Origin of the sequence: Bradyrhizobium sp. BRP23 (genome assembly GCF_020194135.1) — a bacterium.
Classification (GTDB): domain Bacteria; phylum Pseudomonadota; class Alphaproteobacteria; order Rhizobiales; family Xanthobacteraceae; genus Bradyrhizobium; species Bradyrhizobium yuanmingense.
Window position 1 is genome coordinate 158,999 of sequence record NZ_JADYVW010000003.1, and the last position, 15,641, is coordinate 174,639.

Consider the following 15,641-nt stretch of genomic DNA (forward strand, 5'->3'; position numbering starts at 1 on the left):
ATGAGCGGCCCAGATTGCGGCGGCAATTGAGCCGCAAGGAACCCATCCGACCGGCGCGGGAGTGCCGATGTCGAAAAGTTCTGCCCAATACTCGCAGTACCCCCAACATCATCCTCACGATCACGGACGCGCCTTCCGGCGCCCTCTGGGTGCCCCGGCGGCGGTGACCGCGATTCCCCTGCCCGCCACCGACGATGCCTACACCATCGTGCATGCCGGCAAGCAGGTCCGCTTCGGACCCGTGGTGTTCTGGATCGTGGTCGGCACCGTGGTGCTGCTCGGGCTGTGGTCGGCCGCCACCGCCACCTATTTCGCGTTCCGTGACGACGTCCTGACCCGGCTGATCGCCCGCCAGGCCGAGATGCAATACGCCTATGAGGACCGCATCGCCGAGCTGCGCGCCAAGATCGATCGCACCACCAGCCGTCAATTGCTCGACCAGGAGCAGTTCGACCAAAAGCTCGACCAGATCATGAAGCGCCAGACGGCGCTCGAGTCCCGGGCCACGGCGCTCGGCGCCATGCCCGACGTGACCGGCTCGATTCCCCGCGCCGCTCCGCAGCGCAGCGATGCAAGCCCGACCACGCCAAAACCGTCGCCCATCAGCGACACCGTGATCTTCGTGGCGCCACCGGATCGCGAAGCGCGCCTCGAATCGCGCGCGCCGAGCGTTGCGGCAACGCCGACCAGCCAGTTCGCCAAGAACCGCGGTTTCGACAACGTGCTGGTCCGGCTCACGACCTCGCTTGATCAGGTCGAGCGGCGCCAGATGGCGACGCTCAACGCGGTCGAGGAAAGCATGGATTCGCGCATGCGCCGGATGCGCAGCGTGGTCAGCGACCTCGGCCTGAACCTTGCCCATCTCGAAGCCGCCGTGCCGCGCAGTGCGATGGGCGGACCGTTCGTCCCCGTCAAGTTGACGGCGAATGCCGGACCGTTCGAGAAGCAGCTCCACCGCATCCACACCACGCGCGCCGAGATGGACCGTCTCAACCGCACGCTGGCGTTGGTGCCGTATCGCAAGCCCGTCATCGGCGAGGTCGAGTTCACGTCCGGCTTCGGTGTACGCAGCGATCCTTTCCTGGGTCGGCCCGCGATGCACACCGGCCTTGATTTCCGCGCCGCCAGCGGTGATCCCGTCCGCGTCACCGCCTACGGCAAGGTGGTTTCCGCCGGCTGGTCCGGCGGCTATGGCCGCATGGTCGAGGTGGATCACGGCAACGGGCTTTCGACCCGCTACGGCCATCTCTCCGAGATCAACGTCAGGGTCGGCGAGATCGTGAAGATCGGCCAGGTCATCGGCCTCGTCGGCTCGACCGGCCGCTCCACCGGCCCGCATTTGCACTATGAGACCCGCATCGAAGGTGAAGCGGTCGATCCACAGAAATTCCTGCGCGCCGGCGTGCGGCTCAGCGCGGGTTAGGCCCGCGCTTTTCAGTTTTGCCGCGCAGAACTTCCCGAGAGCCAGAGCAACGACTGGCGGCCGAGAGCTTGCGCAGCAAGCTGAATGCACGCCCGTCGATCACCAGCAGCGCGCTGCCGATGACGATTGCTCCCGCGATCTCGCGGCCGGAGATCGGCTCACCCAGCACCAGCCAGCCCAGCAGGATGGCGGTGACCGGAATGAGCAGCGTCACCAGCATGACGTTGCTCGCACCCGAGCGCCGCACGATCTGAAAGAAGACGATGTAGGCGAGCGCCGTCGAAAGCCCGGCGAGGCCGAGCACGGCGAGCCAGGTCGTGAGGCTCGGCATCGGTAACTGCCAAGGCTGCTCCACGACGCCGGCGACAACCGCTATCATCACCGTGGATGACATCAATTGAAACGTCGCCGTCCCCAGCGGCGCTGCGTCCTTCAGCAATCGCCGCGCCGCCAGCGCCGCAAAGCCGTAGCTCAGTGCGCCGCCGAGGCAGAGCAGAATGCCGAGCCCCTGTCCCGGCCTGGTCTCGAAGCCCCATCCGCGCAGCAGGATCACGCCGGCAAAGCCCAACGCCACCCCGGCCAGGCGGCGCATCTGCAAGGCCTCCTGGCCCGCTGCAATCATCACGGCCACCGTGAACATCGGCGTGGTCGCGTTCAGGATCGAGGCCAGCCCACTCGGAATGAAAGTTTGGCCGATCGCGATCAGCGAAAACGGGACGACGTTGTTGAGCAGCCCGATCGCGATGAACGGCGCCCAGCCCGCCCAGCTTTTGGGAAAGCCGATGCCATGTGCGCGCAGCAGCGGCAGCAGCATCGCAGCGCCGAGCGCCACGCGCAAAAACACCAGTGTCAGCGGCGGCAATTCCCGCAAGGCCGCGCCGTTGAAGAAGAACGAACCGCCCCAGAGGATCGAGAGCAGAGCGAGCAGCGACCAGTCGCGTGCATCGATCCGGTGGTCATTGTCGGGCATGGGGTCTTACCTCAGCCCCATGGCCTAGAACGGTGCGATCAATGTCGCCACCCGATTTCTGACGAGGTCCCGGTTTACAAACCGATGCTCGGCGCGAATGGAGTGACTGAGGGGCACCGGTTAGCGCGGTTTGACTAGGATGGCTTCTTCGGCCGCGACACCAGCTCGATCATCCTGCCTTCATCATCGTCCGGTATCACCGCTTTCGCCTGCGCGTACGCCTCGACCGCGGCGCGCGCGACCAGCGGCTTGCCCGCGAGCAGGCTCTCGGCGAGCTTCACGGCGTAGGCGGCATCCTTGTGCCGCAGCGCTGCGGTGAAGGTCGCGCCGCTGAAATCGCGGGCGACCATGCGCTTGGAGTGACGCGCTACCTGCGGGCTTGCCGCGACGCCTGCCTGGATCGATTCCAGCACCAGGTTCATGTCGAGCCCGGCCTGCTCGGCAATCGCAAGGCCCTCGGCGAGGCCGGCGATCTGGATCGCGCCCATGAGATTGTTGATCAGCTTGTAGACCGTGCCGGAGCCGACCGCGCCGAAATGGCGGATGGTCGAACCGATCGGCGTCAGATAGGGCCGCGCGCGCTCGAGATCGGCCGCGTCGGCGCCAACCAAGAGCGTCAACTTCCCGGCCGCCGCCGCGTCCGGCAATCCCGTCACCGGGCAGTCGATATAGATCAGCCCGCGCGCGTTGAGCTCGCGGCCCATCTCACGGGAATGGTCATAGGAGACGGTGGAGCATTCGATCGCGATGGTGCCGGCCTTCGCCGTCTTGGCGGCGCCGTCAGGCCCGAGCCAGACCGCGCGCGAGGCCTCGTCGTCGGTGACCATGGTCACGACCGCGTCGGCATCGATCGCGGCATCCTCCGGCGAGGTCGCCCAAATCGCGCCGCGCGCGATCAGGTCCTCGGCCTTTGCCTTGCTGCGATTCCAGATCGTTACCGTGAAGCCGGCATCGAGATAGCGGCCGGCCATGCCATGGCCCATCCGCCCAAGCCCGATGAAGGCGATTCGGGACATGGCTAGTCCACGTCCTCGACGTCGCCGGCGGTGGTGCCGAAGGCGCGCTGCGCCAAGGTCGCGGCCATGAACTCGTCGAGCTCGCCATTGAGCACGCCCGATGTGTCGGAAGTCTGCACGCCCGTGCGCAAATCCTTCACCATCTGATAGGGCTGCAGCACGTAGGAGCGGATCTGGTGGCCCCAGCCGATGTCGGTCTTGGCAGCCTGGTCGGCAGCGGCCTTCTCCTCGCGCTTCTTCAGTTCGATCTCGTACAGACGCGCGCGCAGCATGTCCCAGGCCTGCGCCCGGTTCTTGTGCTGGGAGCGGCCGGCCTGGCAGACCACGGCGACGCCGGTCGGGATATGCGTCAGGCGCACCGCGGATTCGGTCTTGTTGACGTGCTGGCCGCCGGCACCGCCCGATCGCATCGTGTCGACGCGGACGTCGGATTCCTTGATGTCGATCTTGATGCTGTCGTCGATGACGGGGAACACCTGCACGCTCGAGAACGAGGTGTGCCGCCGCGCGTTGGAATCGAATGGCGAGATGCGCACCAGCCGATGCACGCCGGCTTCAGTCTTCAGCCAGCCGTAGGCGTTGTGACCGGAGACCTGGATGGTCGCCGACTTGATGCCGGCCTCTTCGCCCTCGGACTCTTCGAGATACTCGACCTTGAAGCCGTGGGTTTCGGCCCAGCGCGTGTACATGCGCAGGAGCATCTGCGCCCAGTCCTGGCTCTCGGTGCCGCCGGCGCCGGCATGGACTTCGAGATAGGAATCGAAGCGGTCGGCTTCGCCCGAGAGCAGTGCCTCGAGCTCGCGCCGCGCCACTTCCTTCTTGAGGTTCTTCAGCGCAGCTTCGGCTTCGGCGACGACGCCGTCATCGCCCTCGGCCTCGCCGAGCTCGATCATGCCGATGTCGTCTTCGAGCTCCTGCTCGACCTTGCCGATGCCTGAGAGCGCATCCTCAAGCGAGGTGCGCTCCTGCATCAGCTTCTGGGCTTTCTGAGGGTCGTTCCAGAGATTGGGATCTTCTGCGAGCTTGTTCAGCTCAGCGAGGCGCGCCGTCGATTTCTCGACGTCAAAGATGCCTCCTCAGCAGCCCGACTGACTGCTTGATCTCTTCTACCAACCGTTCGATTTCGGCGCGCATGTTGTTCTCTGTCTTGCGGAATCCCGCGTGCAGTTCGAGAGGGGATGTAGCGGCGGCGGCCGCAAAGCGCAACCGCCCAAACCGTGATCGCCGGCCTTATCCGCGGCCTACCACAACCCGCCAGTGCCCGGCCGGAAGAGGAAGCCGGAATCCGGCTGCTGCTGCTGCACCGGCATGCCGCGCCCGTCGGCGTCGGCAACGCCGATGACCGAATAATTGTCCGGCGGCGCCGTGCCGGGCTTGAAGGCTTCGAGGATGGTTCCGCCGGTCTCGCCGGGGCCGGCGCGCATGCCGGTCTTGGCGACGACGCGAACGAGCTTGATGCCGGCGGGCACCTTGAACGGGACCGCGGGCTTGTCGGCGAGCGCGAGCTTGAGGAAGTCACGCACGATCGGAGCAGCGAGATGGCCGCCGGTCGCGGCATTGCCCTTGCCGAGCGGACGCGGCTTGTCGTAGCCCATGTAAACTGCGACTGCGATGTCCGGCGAGAAGCCGACGAACCAGGCGTCCTTGGCCTCGTTGGTGGTGCCGGTCTTGCCGGCGACGGGCTTGCCGACCTCCTTGATCACCGTGGCCGTACCGGACTGCACCACACCCTCCATCAGCTCGGTGATCTGATAGGCGGTCATGGAATCCAGCACCTGCTCGCGGCGGTCGATCAGCTGCGGCTCGGGCTGGTTCTTCCAGCCGCCCGGCGCGTCGCAGCCGCGGCATTCGCGCTGGTCGTGCTTGAAGATGGTGCGGCCGTAACGGTCCTGGATGCGGTCGATCAGCGTCGGCTTCACGCGGCGGCCGCCATTGGCGAGCATCGAGTACGCCGTGACCATGCGCATCGCCGTGGTCTCGCCGGCGCCGAGCGCGTAGGAGAGATAGTTCGGCAGTTCGTCATAGACGCCGAAGCGGCGGGAATATTCGCCGATCAGGGGCATGCCGATGTCCTGCGCGAGGCGCACCGTCACGGTGTTGAGCGATTGCCGCAGCGCATTGCGCAGCGTCACCGGTCCCTGGAACTTGCCCGAGGAGAAGTTTTCAGGCCGCCACACGCCGGCGCCCTGGCCCTGGTCGATCTCGATGGGCGCGTCGAGCACGACGGTCGAGGGCGTATAGCCGTTGTCGAGCGCAGCCGAATAGACGATCGGCTTGAACGACGAACCGGGCTGCCGGTAGGCCTGCGTGGCGCGATTGAACTGGCTCTGGTCGAACGAGAAGCCGCCGACCATCGCGAGCACGCGGCCGGTCCAGGGATCCATCGCCACCATCGCGCCGGAGACTTCCGGAATCTGGCGAAGCCGGTACTGGCCCTCGACGGGGTGGCCGTCCTTGTAGAGGGGATCGGCATAGATGACGTCGCCGGGCTGGAGCACCTGCGACACCGCTGTCGGCGTCTTGCCTCTCGTGCCGCCCTGCAGCGCCCGCGCCCAGCGCACGCCGTCGACCGTGACGATGCCGGTCTCGCGCTGCTTGCTCACCGCACCGCCGAGCTCGCGGCCAGGCTGAAAGCCGATCCGTGCCGACTGATCGCTGGTCTCCAACACCACCGCCATGCGCCAAGGCGAGATGTCGGACAGCGACTTGATCTCGGCGAGCTTCACGCCCCAGTCGCCCGAGATGTCGAGCTTGCTGATGGCGCCGCGATAACCCTGCTGCTCGTCATAATTCACGAGGCCGGCGACCATGGCCTTGCGCGCCATGACCTGAATCTTCGGATCGAGCGTGGTGCGAACCGACAGGCCACCCTCGTAGAGCTTCTTCTCGCCGTAGCGCTCGAAAATGTCGCGGCGGACTTCCTCGGCGAAATATTCGCCGGCAAAGGTGTGGGCGCCGTTGGAACGGCTGGTGACGGCGAGCGGCTCCTTGCGCGACTTGTCCGCGTCGGCCTGCTTGATCCAGCCGTTTTCCACGAGACGGTCGATCACGTAATTGCGGCGCTCGATGGCGCGGTCGCGGTTGCGGACCGGATGCAGCGTCGCCGGCATCTTCGGCAGCGCCGCCAGATAGGACGCTTCCGCCACCGTCAGCTCGTTCACCGACTTGTCGAAATAGACCAGCGAGGCCGCCGCGATGCCGTAGGCGCCGAGGCCGAGATAGATCTCGTTGAGATACAGTTCGAGGATTTTGTCCTTCGAATAGGTCTTCTCGATGCGCATCGCCAGCAAGGCTTCCTTGATCTTGCGTGAGAAGGAGACCTCGTTGGTGAGCAGGAAGTTCTTGGCGACCTGCTGCGTAATCGTGGACGCACCCTGCGGACGGCGGTTGGAGCCGTAGTTCTGCAGATAGAGCAGGCCTGCGCGAGCCATGCCGGTGTAGTCGATGCCGCCATGCTCGTAGAAATTCTTGTCCTCGGCCGCGAGGAAGGCGTTGATCACGAGCTTCGGCACCGCCTGGATCGGCAGATACAGCCGCCGCTCCTTGGCGTATTCGCCGACCAGCGAACCGTCGACCGCGTGCACACGCGTCATCACCGGCGGCTCGTAATCCTGAAGCTGAGAGTAGTCCGGCAAGTCCTTGGAGAAATGCCAGATCAGGCCTGCCACGGCCCCGACGCCAACAAGGAACACCACTGTTCCCGCGGCGAACAGGAAGCCCATGAACCGCACCAGCAAGCGCATTATCTGTTTATCCGTTCAAACTCTGGATCAGCCCAGTATCAGCCCTTTGGCACACAAAACGGTACCAACCTCACGCCGCGAATTCACCGGCTTACGCAATCACATGGAGGCCGGACTTAAGACGCTTGCCGAACAGGTTCTCGCCGATTCCGGAACCCTCTACCGGTTTCTATAAAGCGTCCGCTGTGGCCAAACTAGGGCCTTCGGGCCGGGAGGAACAAACCGGCTCAGTTCGACGTCCCCGCCGTGGCCATCCGCTTCGTCAAAAATCCGTCGATCGCCTGGGCCATCGAGCCCACGGCGCGGGAGCGCCAGCCCTCGGAGACCAGCTGCTCGAGATCGCCCTTGTTGGAGACGTAGCCGATCTCGACCAGCACCGATGGCACGTCGGGCGCCTTCAGAACCCGGAAGCCGGCGGATTTCAGGGGATGCTTGTGCATCCGCACCGTCTGCTTCATTTCGCTCATCAAATGGCGGGCGAAACGGTTTGAAAAGGTGCGGGTTTCCCGCTGTGTGAGGTCGATCAGGATGTCGGCGACGTCGGTCGGCTCCTCCGCGAGGTTGAAGCCGGCGATCGCATCGGCGCGGTTCTCCGCATCCGCCAGCCGCTGGGCCTCGGCGTCGGACGCCTTGTCGGAGAGCGTATAGATGGTCGCGCCCTGCGCATCCCCTTCCGCCCGCGGCAGCGCATCGGCGTGGATCGAGACGAACAAGGCCGCCTTGAGATTGCGGGCGATCTTGGTGCGGTCATTGAGCGGAACGAAGGTGTCGTCGTCCCGCGTCATGACCACGCGGTACTTGCCGGCTTTTTCCAGCTTGTCGCGGAGCGCCAGGCCAAAGGCCAGCACCAGGTTTTTCTCGCTCTCGCCGCTCGACTGCGTCCCGTTGTCGATGCCGCCGTGGCCGGGATCGATCACCACCACCGGTCGAGTATCGGCCTTCTGCTGCGCGCCATCGGGGGCCGCGGCACTGGGAGCCGTGGCAGGCGGCGCTTCAGCGATTGCGGGCCGCAGCTCGGGACGGTTCTCGGGGGCACGTGACGACACGAAGGCGGTGCGCTCGACCTCCTCCAGCTCGAGCACGAGCCGGGCCGGTTGGCCGTTGGCCGCCTCCAGCACGTAGGATTTGGCGATCTTCGCCGGTCCGGTCAGGTCGAACACGATTCGCGAGCCGCCGGGCATGACGAGCCCGTAGCGGAAGGCCTTGACCAGCCCCCGCCCCCCGCTTCCGGTCCCGGCGGGCAGCTGAAAATTGACCTGCGGCACGTCCACCACCACGCGGTAGGGGTCGCCCAGCGTGACGGCGCGGAAGGTGACGGTCTGGTCGAGGTCGAGGATGAAGCGGGTCTGCTTGCCGTCGCCGGCCAGGCGGGCGGCCGAGGCGACCGGAAAATTCGCCGCAACGGCAGCAGGTTGCAGCCGGCTCTCGGCGGCGATCAGGCGCGCGGAATCGGCACAGGGCAATGCCGCAGTGCATAGCAACACGCCCCCCAGCAAAATCCGTCGATTTGTGCGGCTCGCCACCGATTCCGTGCCTCCGAGCAGCTCTCTTAACGCAATAGAACCACAGGGTTAATCGATCCTTAATGACGGAAACGCGAAACTCGCCGACTGTGACCGCCGTGCGACGCTCCCTTGCACGGATGGCTCATTCCTCGTATGTACGGAATGCTGACGGCCGATATTTCCGGTTGTGTCGCATTCAGCCTCCCGGTGCAGCGCCGGAACTCTCAAGGTTTGAGAATTCCAGCGTTTTCCACTTCCCTCTATGACCAGCGCGGTGCGCGGCAGCGAGGTGGAGCGGGTCAAGCCCCGGCGGCGGACGGTCTCGGGCTACCACTCATGTTGCCGGGACGGTTCTGACAGCGGCGTAACCCATTACCCGGTCCCTTGATCCCAAGGGGGCGGTTCGTGATCCCCAAGGCGAGCGCGCTCGCGCCGTGCCTGGCCAGCAGCAACTGATTGAAGGGCGGCCTCGCCGCCCAGTGTTTCATACGGGCCGACGCTTGATGCGCCAGACTGTGCCGACGAAATCTGAAGGAGCATTCGCGACGCTGCGGAGTGACAATCCCGTGCGTCGCAATGGTCCTGAAGCTTCCGGTTCGGCAAGGCGCGAGAGACGGCGTTTCGGCCTTCCCCTCACCCCCGAATCAGGTGGACCGTCGCGTCACCCGCCGGCGCGATACGCGCCCACGGCTTATCGCGTCCGCCGCCGCCAAGAGTTAAGACATGCCCAACAAGATGTTGATCGATGCCACCCACCCGGAGGAGACCCGGGTCGTCGTGGTCCGCGGCAATCGTGTCGAAGAGTTTGATTTCGAGACCGCGCAACGCAAGCAACTGCGCGGGAATATCTACCTCGCCAAGGTCACAAGGGTCGAACCCTCGCTCCAGGCTGCTTTCGTCGAATATGGCGGCAATCGCCACGGCTTTCTCGCCTTCAGCGAAATCCATCCCGACTATTACCAGATCCCGGTCGCCGACCGGCAGGCGCTGATCGAGGCCGAGGAACAGGCCCATCGCGAGGCCGAGGAAGAAAGCGAGAACCGCTCGCACGGCCGTCGCCGCTCGCGGCACCGCAACGCCCGCCGCCGCGGTCATGGCGAGCGCGTGCGCAGCGACATCGTCGAAGGTCTCGAAGCCGGCGCCGATCCCGCCGCTCAGCCGGTCGAAGGCGCCGCGCTGCCCGAGCATGCCGAGGGCGAGCATCCGCACGCCGATACGGAGCATCATGGCGAGCACGAAGGCCACGATCCCGATCATGGTGACCATGATCATGACGAACATCGTCATGCCCGCGATGACGAGCACGATCACGCTCACGATGATGCCCACGGCCGCGAGGACGAACGCGATCATCACGATCATGATCACGCCGACGAGACGCCCGCGCCTGTCGCGGCGGTCGGCGCCGAGCCCGCGGTCGAAACCGCTGCCGAGCCGCAGCCGGCGTCAACCTTCGACGTTCCCGCTCCAGAAGCTCATGCCGCGGAAGCGCAGGCGGAGCCTCTGGCCGAAGCCGTGACATCGGCCGCCGAGCCGGCCGAGGCCATCTACACCGCCGGCGAAAGCACGGAAGCCCCGCATGCGGACGCCGGGGAAGCAGCCGAGGAGGACGACGAGGACGAGGACGGCGAGGATGCCGAAGAGGAAGTCGTCGAATCCGTCGGCGGCGACGACGTGCTCGAGGAAGTGCCGGAGCGCACCTTCCGCCCGCGCCGCCAGTACAAGATCCAGGAAGTCATCAAGCGCCGCCAGGTGATGCTGGTTCAGGTCGTCAAGGAAGAGCGCGGCAACAAGGGCGCGGCGCTGACGACCTACCTCTCGCTCGCCGGCCGCTACGCCGTCCTGATGCCGAACACCGCACGCGGCGGCGGCATTAGCCGCAAGATCACCAGCGCGCAGGACCGCTCGCGCCTGAAGGAAGTGGTGCAGGACCTCGACGTGCCCGAGGGCATGGGCATCATCCTGCGTACCGCGGGCGCCGCCCGGACCAAGCCCGAGATCAAGCGCGACTTCGAATATCTGATCCGGATGTGGGAGACGGTGCGCGACCTCACGCTGAAATCGCAGGCCCCGACCCTCGTCTACGAGGAAGGCTCGCTGATCAAGCGCTCGCTGCGCGACCTCTACAACAAGGAGATCGACGAGATCCTGGTCGCCGGCGAAGCCGGCCACCGCGAGGCCCGCGACTTCATGAAGATGCTGATGCCCGCCAATGTTGGCGCGGTGAAGCAATATCGCGACGGCCAGCCGCTGTTCTCGCGCATGGGCGTCGAGAGCCAGCTCGATGCGATGTTCTCGCCGACCGTGCAGCTGCGCTCCGGCGGCTACATCGTCATCAACCAGACCGAGGCGCTGGTCTCGATCGACGTCAACTCGGGACGATCGACGCGCGAGCACCATATCGAGGACACCGCGCTCAAGACCAACATGGAAGCGGCTGAAGAGGTCGCCCGCCAGCTCCGGTTACGCGACCTCGCCGGCCTGATCGTCATCGATTTCATCGACATGGACGAGAAGCGCAACAACCGCGCGGTCGAGCGCAAGCTGTCCGATTGCCTCAGGCAGGATCGCGCGCGCATCCAGGTCGGCCGCATCTCGCATTTCGGCCTGCTCGAGATGTCGCGCCAGCGCATCCGCGCCAGCGTGCTGGAATCCTCGACCGATCCGTGCCCGCATTGCGGCGGCACCGGCCACGTCCGCTCGGTGTCCTCGGTGGCGCTGCAGCTCCTGCGCGGCCTCGAAGAGATCCTGATGAAGGGCGCCACCCACAATCTCGTGGTCCGCACCCGCACCGACGTCGCGCTCTATGTGCTGAACCACAAGCGCGGCCATCTGCGCGATCTCGAGAACGGCTTCAAGGTCACGCTGTCGGTGATCGCCGATCCCGGCGTCAGCGGTCCGCAGGCCTATGTGATCGACCGCGGCGAGCAGGTGCATACGCTCGAAGCCGCCAAGGCGCTGCTCGTTGCGCAAGCCGCTGCGAGCCCGCCGCCACCGGCCGAAGAGGCCTATGACGACGAGGACGTCTTCGACCTGGAGACGGAATCCGAGGTCGAAACCGACGAGACCGAAGGCCTTGCCGACGAGCAGGCTGGCGGCGAGGCAGCCTCGGAGCAGGACGGCCAGCGCCGCAAGCGCCGGCGCCGCCGGCGCGGCCGCGGCGGCCAGCGCGAAGGAGAGTTGCGCGAGGATACGGCGCCGACCGTGCCTGAGCCCGCGATGATCGCCGGCGAAAGCGAGGAGGAGACCGAGTCCGAGCAGGACGGTGAGGAAGGCGAGGAACAGGCCGCCCGTGGCGAACAGCAGGGCAGCGGTGATCGCCGGCGTCGGCGTGGCCGCCGCGGCGGTCGCCGCCGTCGCGGTGGCGGCGAGGAAGGTCTTGCCGGCTCCATCAGCGACGAGCTCGGCACCAACCCGCCGCCGGAAGCTGCCGATGCAGTGGCCGATTTCGACGGCCTCGGCAGCCAGGCTTCGCCTTCGATCGCGCAGGCCGAGCCGACCGGCGAGCCGCAAGTTGCGGAGCCTGAGCCGCACGCCGAGATCCGGACCGAGGCGCCAGCCCAGCCGGAGCCCGCTCCCGCCGCGACGACCGCAACGCCGGACGACGAGTCAGCCGGCGACAGGGCCGCGCGGCGCCGCTCCACCGTGCGCGAAAAGGTGAGCTTCCTGGCGAACAGCCAGGCGGAGCCCGCAACGCCGGCGGCAGAGGCGACCGAGCCGGTTGCTCCACCCGCGCCGGCACCTGAGCCCGCGCCGGAGGCGGCAAGCGAAACCCCGGCCGCCCCACGTCGTGCCGGCTGGTGGTCACGCCGTTTCGGCGGCGGCGAGTAAAGGGACAAATGGAATCGAAACCGCCCGGCCCAACCGGGCGGTTTTGATTTGATGAGGTCAGTTGCGATGCAAAGCGCGATCATTCTCGGCGGCGGCATGGTGGGCGTCGGCGCCGCGCTGCATCTGCAGCGGCGCGGCTGGTGGGTGACGCTGATCGATCGCAGGGAGCCGGGCCGCGAGACCAGCTACGGCAACGCGGGGATGATCCAGGCCGAAGCGGTACGCCCCTATCCGATGCCGCGCGACCTCGCTTCGCTTTTGAAGATAGCGACCGGCCGCACCAACGACGTGCGCTACAGCCTCTCCTCGCTGCATCTCCACATCGAGCCCCTGCTCCGCTATTGGTGGCATTCGGCGCCGAGGCGGCATCGCGAGGCGATCGAGGCCTGGGCACGGCTGATCGCCTACGCAACGGCCGAGCACGACATCCTGATCCGCGAGGCGCATGCCGACAATCTCATCCGCCGCGCCGGCTACCGAGCGCTGTTTCGCGATGCCGCTTCGTTGGATCTCTCGGTCAAGGCTGCCGAGGAAGATCAGCGCGAATTTGGCGTGAACTACCGCGTGCTGTCGGGCAGCGAGCTTGCCAGGGCCGAGCCGATCCTGCGCGATGATCTCCCGGGAGCGATCCACTGGCTCGACACCTGGACCGTGTCCGATCCCGGCGCGCTGGTCACGGCCTATGCCGAGCTGTTCGTACGGCTCGGCGGCAGGATCGTGCTCGGTGATGCGCAGTCGCTGCGACAGACCGCGACCGGCTGGTCGGTGGACACCGACCAGGGCCGCATCGACGCTGCCCACGCCGTCGTGACGCTCGGGCCGTGGTCGCCTGATTTATTGTACAAGTTCGGCTATCGCATCCCGCTGGTGCGCAAGCGCGGCTACCACATGCATTACAGCGGCGGCGCTTCGCTCGACCTGCCGCTGGTCGACAAGGCCCGTGGCTACGCCATGGGGCCGATGGCCAAGGGCATCCGCATCACCACCGGCGCGGAATTGACGGGCGCGGACGCGCTCGCAACCCCGGTGCAGCTCGCCAGCGCCGAAGCCTCGGCGCGCGAGCTGATCGACCTCGGCAAACGGGTCGAGCCGGATCCGTGGTTCGGCACGAGGCCCTGCACGCCCGATATGCTCCCGGTGCTCGGCCCAGCCCCGCGCCACCCCGGCCTGTGGATGAATTTCGGCCACGGCCACCAGGGTTTTACGCTGGGACCTGCGACCGGGCGCCTGCTCGCGGAAATGATGAGCGGCGAAACGCCCGCGGTCGATCCCACGCCGTACCGGCCCGAGCGATTTTAGCGAGCGCGTCCTATCCGCGACGCTCGACAATCCGGCGCGCCGCCGGAATCAGGGTCGCGCCGAGCGCATTCTTGACCAGCGAGGCCGCAATGAACGGCATGATGCCGACCTGCCAGGCCTTGGCGGCGCCGAGACCAAGGCCGAATGCCAGCCAGCCGAATCCGGCCGCGAGAATGACGATGTGGCCAACAGCCATCGCCGCAAATAGCAGCATGACGCTGCGATCCCAGCCGCGCTCGGCGAGCCAACCGGTCGCGAACGCAGCCAGCACGAAACCGAACAGATAGCCCGCGGTCGGGCCGACCAGCGGCGCGATCCCACCCACGGGGCCGGCGAACACCGGAAGCCCGATCGCGCCCTCGGCGAGGTAAGCGATCATGGTCGCGCTGCCGAGGCGCCAGCCATAGGCGGCGCCGATCATCAGCACCACCAACGTCTGCAACGTCATGGGCACGTAAGGCAGCGGCAGATTCACCTTTGCCGACAGCGCCATCAACGCCGTGCCGAGCGCGACCAGCACGACGGCACGCAGCGCGCCGACGGCTTCGCCCGGTCGCGTCGGCCACATCAATGCGGCGAGAGAAGAATGTGGCGTAGCGGCGGACGGGACGGAACGGTCTGACAAGCTGAACTCCGGAAGGCTGAAGAAAACTGGCGCAGTTATTTAAGCCACTCAGCAATCCGGTCAACTGCCTCACGCATCTCCCCTGGCGAGCGCGCATAGGAGAAACGAATGAACGAGCGGCCATGGATGGGATCGAAATCAAGGCCGGGCGTTGCCGCCACGCGCGCCTGCTCCAGCATCTGCTTTGCGAATTCGAAACTGTCGGCGGTGAAGTCCGAGACGTCTGCATAGAGATAGAAGGCGCCGTCGGCCGGCAGGAATTTCGTCAGTCCCGCCTTGGGCAAACCATCGATCAGGACGCGCCGGTTTTCCTGGTAGCCGTGCTTGATCTCCTCCATCTCGGCCGTGCCGTCGAAGGCAGCCTCCGCCGCGATCTGCGACAGCGCCGGCACCGAGATCGAGAGGTTCTGCTGCAGCCGCTCGATCGGCCGCACCAGGATCTCGGGCACCACCATCCAGCCGATGCGCCAACCGGTCATGCAAAAATACTTCGAGAACGAATTGATCACGAGCGCGTGCTCGGACAGCGCAGCCGCTGTCACGGCCGGAAACGCGTAATCGAGCCCGTGATAGATCTCATCGGAGATGAAGCGGATGCCGGCGTCTTCTGCGGCCGCGATCAGGCCGGCGAGCGCTTCACGGGACATCATCGTGCCCGTCGGATTGGCGGGGCTGCCGACCAGAACACCCTTCAGCGGCGCCTTGCGATGCGCTGCGAGCAGGGCCTCGCCGGTGAGCGCGTGACGCGTTTCGTTCGTGGTCTCGATCAGCACCGGCTCGCAGCCGAGCGCGGTCAGAATATGTCGATATGGCGGATAGCCCGGCACCGTCACGGCGACGCGATCGCCAGGTTCGAACATCGACAGAAAGGCCAAGATGAAGCCGCCCGACGAGCCCGTCGTCACCACGATCCGCTCGGGGCTGACATCGCAGCCATAGGCGTCGCGATAATGGCGCGCGATGCGCGCGCGCAAGGAAGGGATGCCGAGCGCGGACGTATAGTCGATTCGTCCGGCCTCGAGCGCCGCATGGGCGGCCGCGATCGCGGTCCTGGGCGCGCCGGCCGCAGGCTGGCCGACCTCCATATGGATCACATGACCGCCGGCGGCCTCGATTCGGGCCGCCGCGGCCATGACATCCATCACCATGAACGGGGGAACATCGCTGCGGCGGGAGGGCTCGAGCCACTGCCCCAACCGGTTCCTCAATGTCGCGTCGTGCATCGATTT

10 protein-coding genes are annotated in these 15,641 nt (G+C 66.3%); 3 read left to right on the forward strand and 7 right to left on the reverse strand.

Annotated elements, in window-relative coordinates:
• Positions 1 to 67 precede the first annotated feature (67 nt).
• Positions 68 to 1,423 (forward strand): M23 family metallopeptidase, encoded by a 1,356-nt coding sequence (locus I6F24_RS08790; protein WP_197424455.1) that lies wholly within the window; start codon positions 68 to 70, stop codon positions 1,421 to 1,423.
• Here I6F24_RS08790 and I6F24_RS08795 read toward each other — a convergent pair.
• The 5 genes from I6F24_RS08795 to I6F24_RS08815 all read right to left on the reverse strand — a co-directional run bounded on the left by I6F24_RS08795 (position 1,410) and on the right by I6F24_RS08815 (position 8,675).
• Positions 1,410 to 2,393, reverse strand: coding sequence for a DMT family transporter (locus tag I6F24_RS08795; protein ID WP_225149554.1), 984 nt, complete (start codon positions 2,391 to 2,393; stop codon positions 1,410 to 1,412). The genes I6F24_RS08790 and I6F24_RS08795 overlap by 14 nt on opposite strands.
• Before the next feature lie 134 nt (positions 2,394 to 2,527).
• Positions 2,528 to 3,409 (reverse strand): NAD(P)-dependent oxidoreductase, encoded by an 882-nt coding sequence (locus tag I6F24_RS08800; RefSeq protein ID WP_225149553.1) that lies wholly within the window; start codon positions 3,407 to 3,409, stop codon positions 2,528 to 2,530.
• Between the two features lie 2 nt (positions 3,410 to 3,411).
• Positions 3,412 to 4,543, reverse strand: a protein-coding gene (prfB, locus tag I6F24_RS08805; protein ID WP_100213427.1) for a peptide chain release factor 2 whose coding sequence is annotated in 2 segments (ribosomal slippage) — positions 3,412 to 4,473 and positions 4,475 to 4,543 — 1,131 coding nt in all. Because the reading frame shifts where the segments join, the coding sequence is not laid out codon by codon here.
• 107 nt (positions 4,544 to 4,650) lie between these two features.
• Positions 4,651 to 7,152 (reverse strand): penicillin-binding protein 1A, encoded by a 2,502-nt coding sequence (locus I6F24_RS08810; RefSeq protein WP_036022896.1) that lies wholly within the window; start codon positions 7,150 to 7,152, stop codon positions 4,651 to 4,653.
• Between the two features lie 227 nt (positions 7,153 to 7,379).
• Complete coding sequence (locus tag I6F24_RS08815; protein ID WP_225149552.1) at positions 7,380 to 8,675, reverse strand: N-acetylmuramoyl-L-alanine amidase; 1,296 nt, start codon at positions 8,673 to 8,675, stop codon at positions 7,380 to 7,382.
• Positions 8,676 to 9,380: 705 nt separating this feature from the next.
• Here I6F24_RS08815 and I6F24_RS08820 point away from each other — a divergent pair.
• Together I6F24_RS08820 and I6F24_RS08825 are read left to right on the forward strand one after the other, a co-directional pair.
• Positions 9,381 to 12,488, forward strand: coding sequence for a ribonuclease E/G (locus I6F24_RS08820; protein ID WP_225149551.1), 3,108 nt, complete (start codon positions 9,381 to 9,383; stop codon positions 12,486 to 12,488).
• Positions 12,489 to 12,554: 66 nt separating this feature from the next.
• A complete protein-coding gene (locus I6F24_RS08825) occupies positions 12,555 to 13,787 on the forward strand; it encodes an FAD-binding oxidoreductase (protein WP_036022890.1) in 1,233 nt (410 codons plus the stop codon).
• Positions 13,788 to 13,797: 10 nt separating this feature from the next.
• Here I6F24_RS08825 and I6F24_RS08830 read toward each other — a convergent pair whose 3' ends face one another.
• Together I6F24_RS08830 and I6F24_RS08835 are read right to left on the reverse strand one after the other, a co-directional pair.
• Positions 13,798 to 14,355 carry a biotin transporter BioY gene (locus I6F24_RS08830; RefSeq protein WP_225126003.1) on the reverse strand — a complete coding sequence of 186 codons (558 nt, stop codon included), beginning with the start codon at positions 14,353 to 14,355 and terminating at the stop codon, positions 13,798 to 13,800.
• A gap of 92 nt (positions 14,356 to 14,447) precedes the next feature.
• Positions 14,448 to 15,635 (reverse strand): aminotransferase class I/II-fold pyridoxal phosphate-dependent enzyme, encoded by a 1,188-nt coding sequence (locus I6F24_RS08835; RefSeq protein WP_225125568.1) that lies wholly within the window; start codon positions 15,633 to 15,635, stop codon positions 14,448 to 14,450.
• Positions 15,636 to 15,641 lie beyond the last annotated feature (6 nt).

Bases quoted from the DNA above. Each gene is read 5' to 3' on its own strand.
- I6F24_RS08830 (WP_225126003.1), bottom strand. From the start codon at position 14,355: ATGTGGCCGACGCGACCGGGCGAAGCCGTCGGCGCGCTGCGTGCCGTC.
- I6F24_RS08790 (WP_197424455.1), top strand. From the start codon at position 68: ATGTCGAAAAGTTCTGCCCAATACTCGCAGTACCCCCAACATCATCCT.
- I6F24_RS08800 (WP_225149553.1), bottom strand. From the start codon at position 3,409: ATGTCCCGAATCGCCTTCATCGGGCTTGGGCGGATGGGCCATGGCATG.
- I6F24_RS08825 (WP_036022890.1), top strand. From the start codon at position 12,555: ATGCAAAGCGCGATCATTCTCGGCGGCGGCATGGTGGGCGTCGGCGCC.
- I6F24_RS08795 (WP_225149554.1), bottom strand. From the start codon at position 2,393: ATGCCCGACAATGACCACCGGATCGATGCACGCGACTGGTCGCTGCTC.
- I6F24_RS08835 (WP_225125568.1), bottom strand. From the start codon at position 15,635: ATGCACGACGCGACATTGAGGAACCGGTTGGGGCAGTGGCTCGAGCCC.
- I6F24_RS08820 (WP_225149551.1), top strand. From the start codon at position 9,381: ATGCCCAACAAGATGTTGATCGATGCCACCCACCCGGAGGAGACCCGG.
- I6F24_RS08810 (WP_036022896.1), bottom strand. From the start codon at position 7,152: ATGCGCTTGCTGGTGCGGTTCATGGGCTTCCTGTTCGCCGCGGGAACA.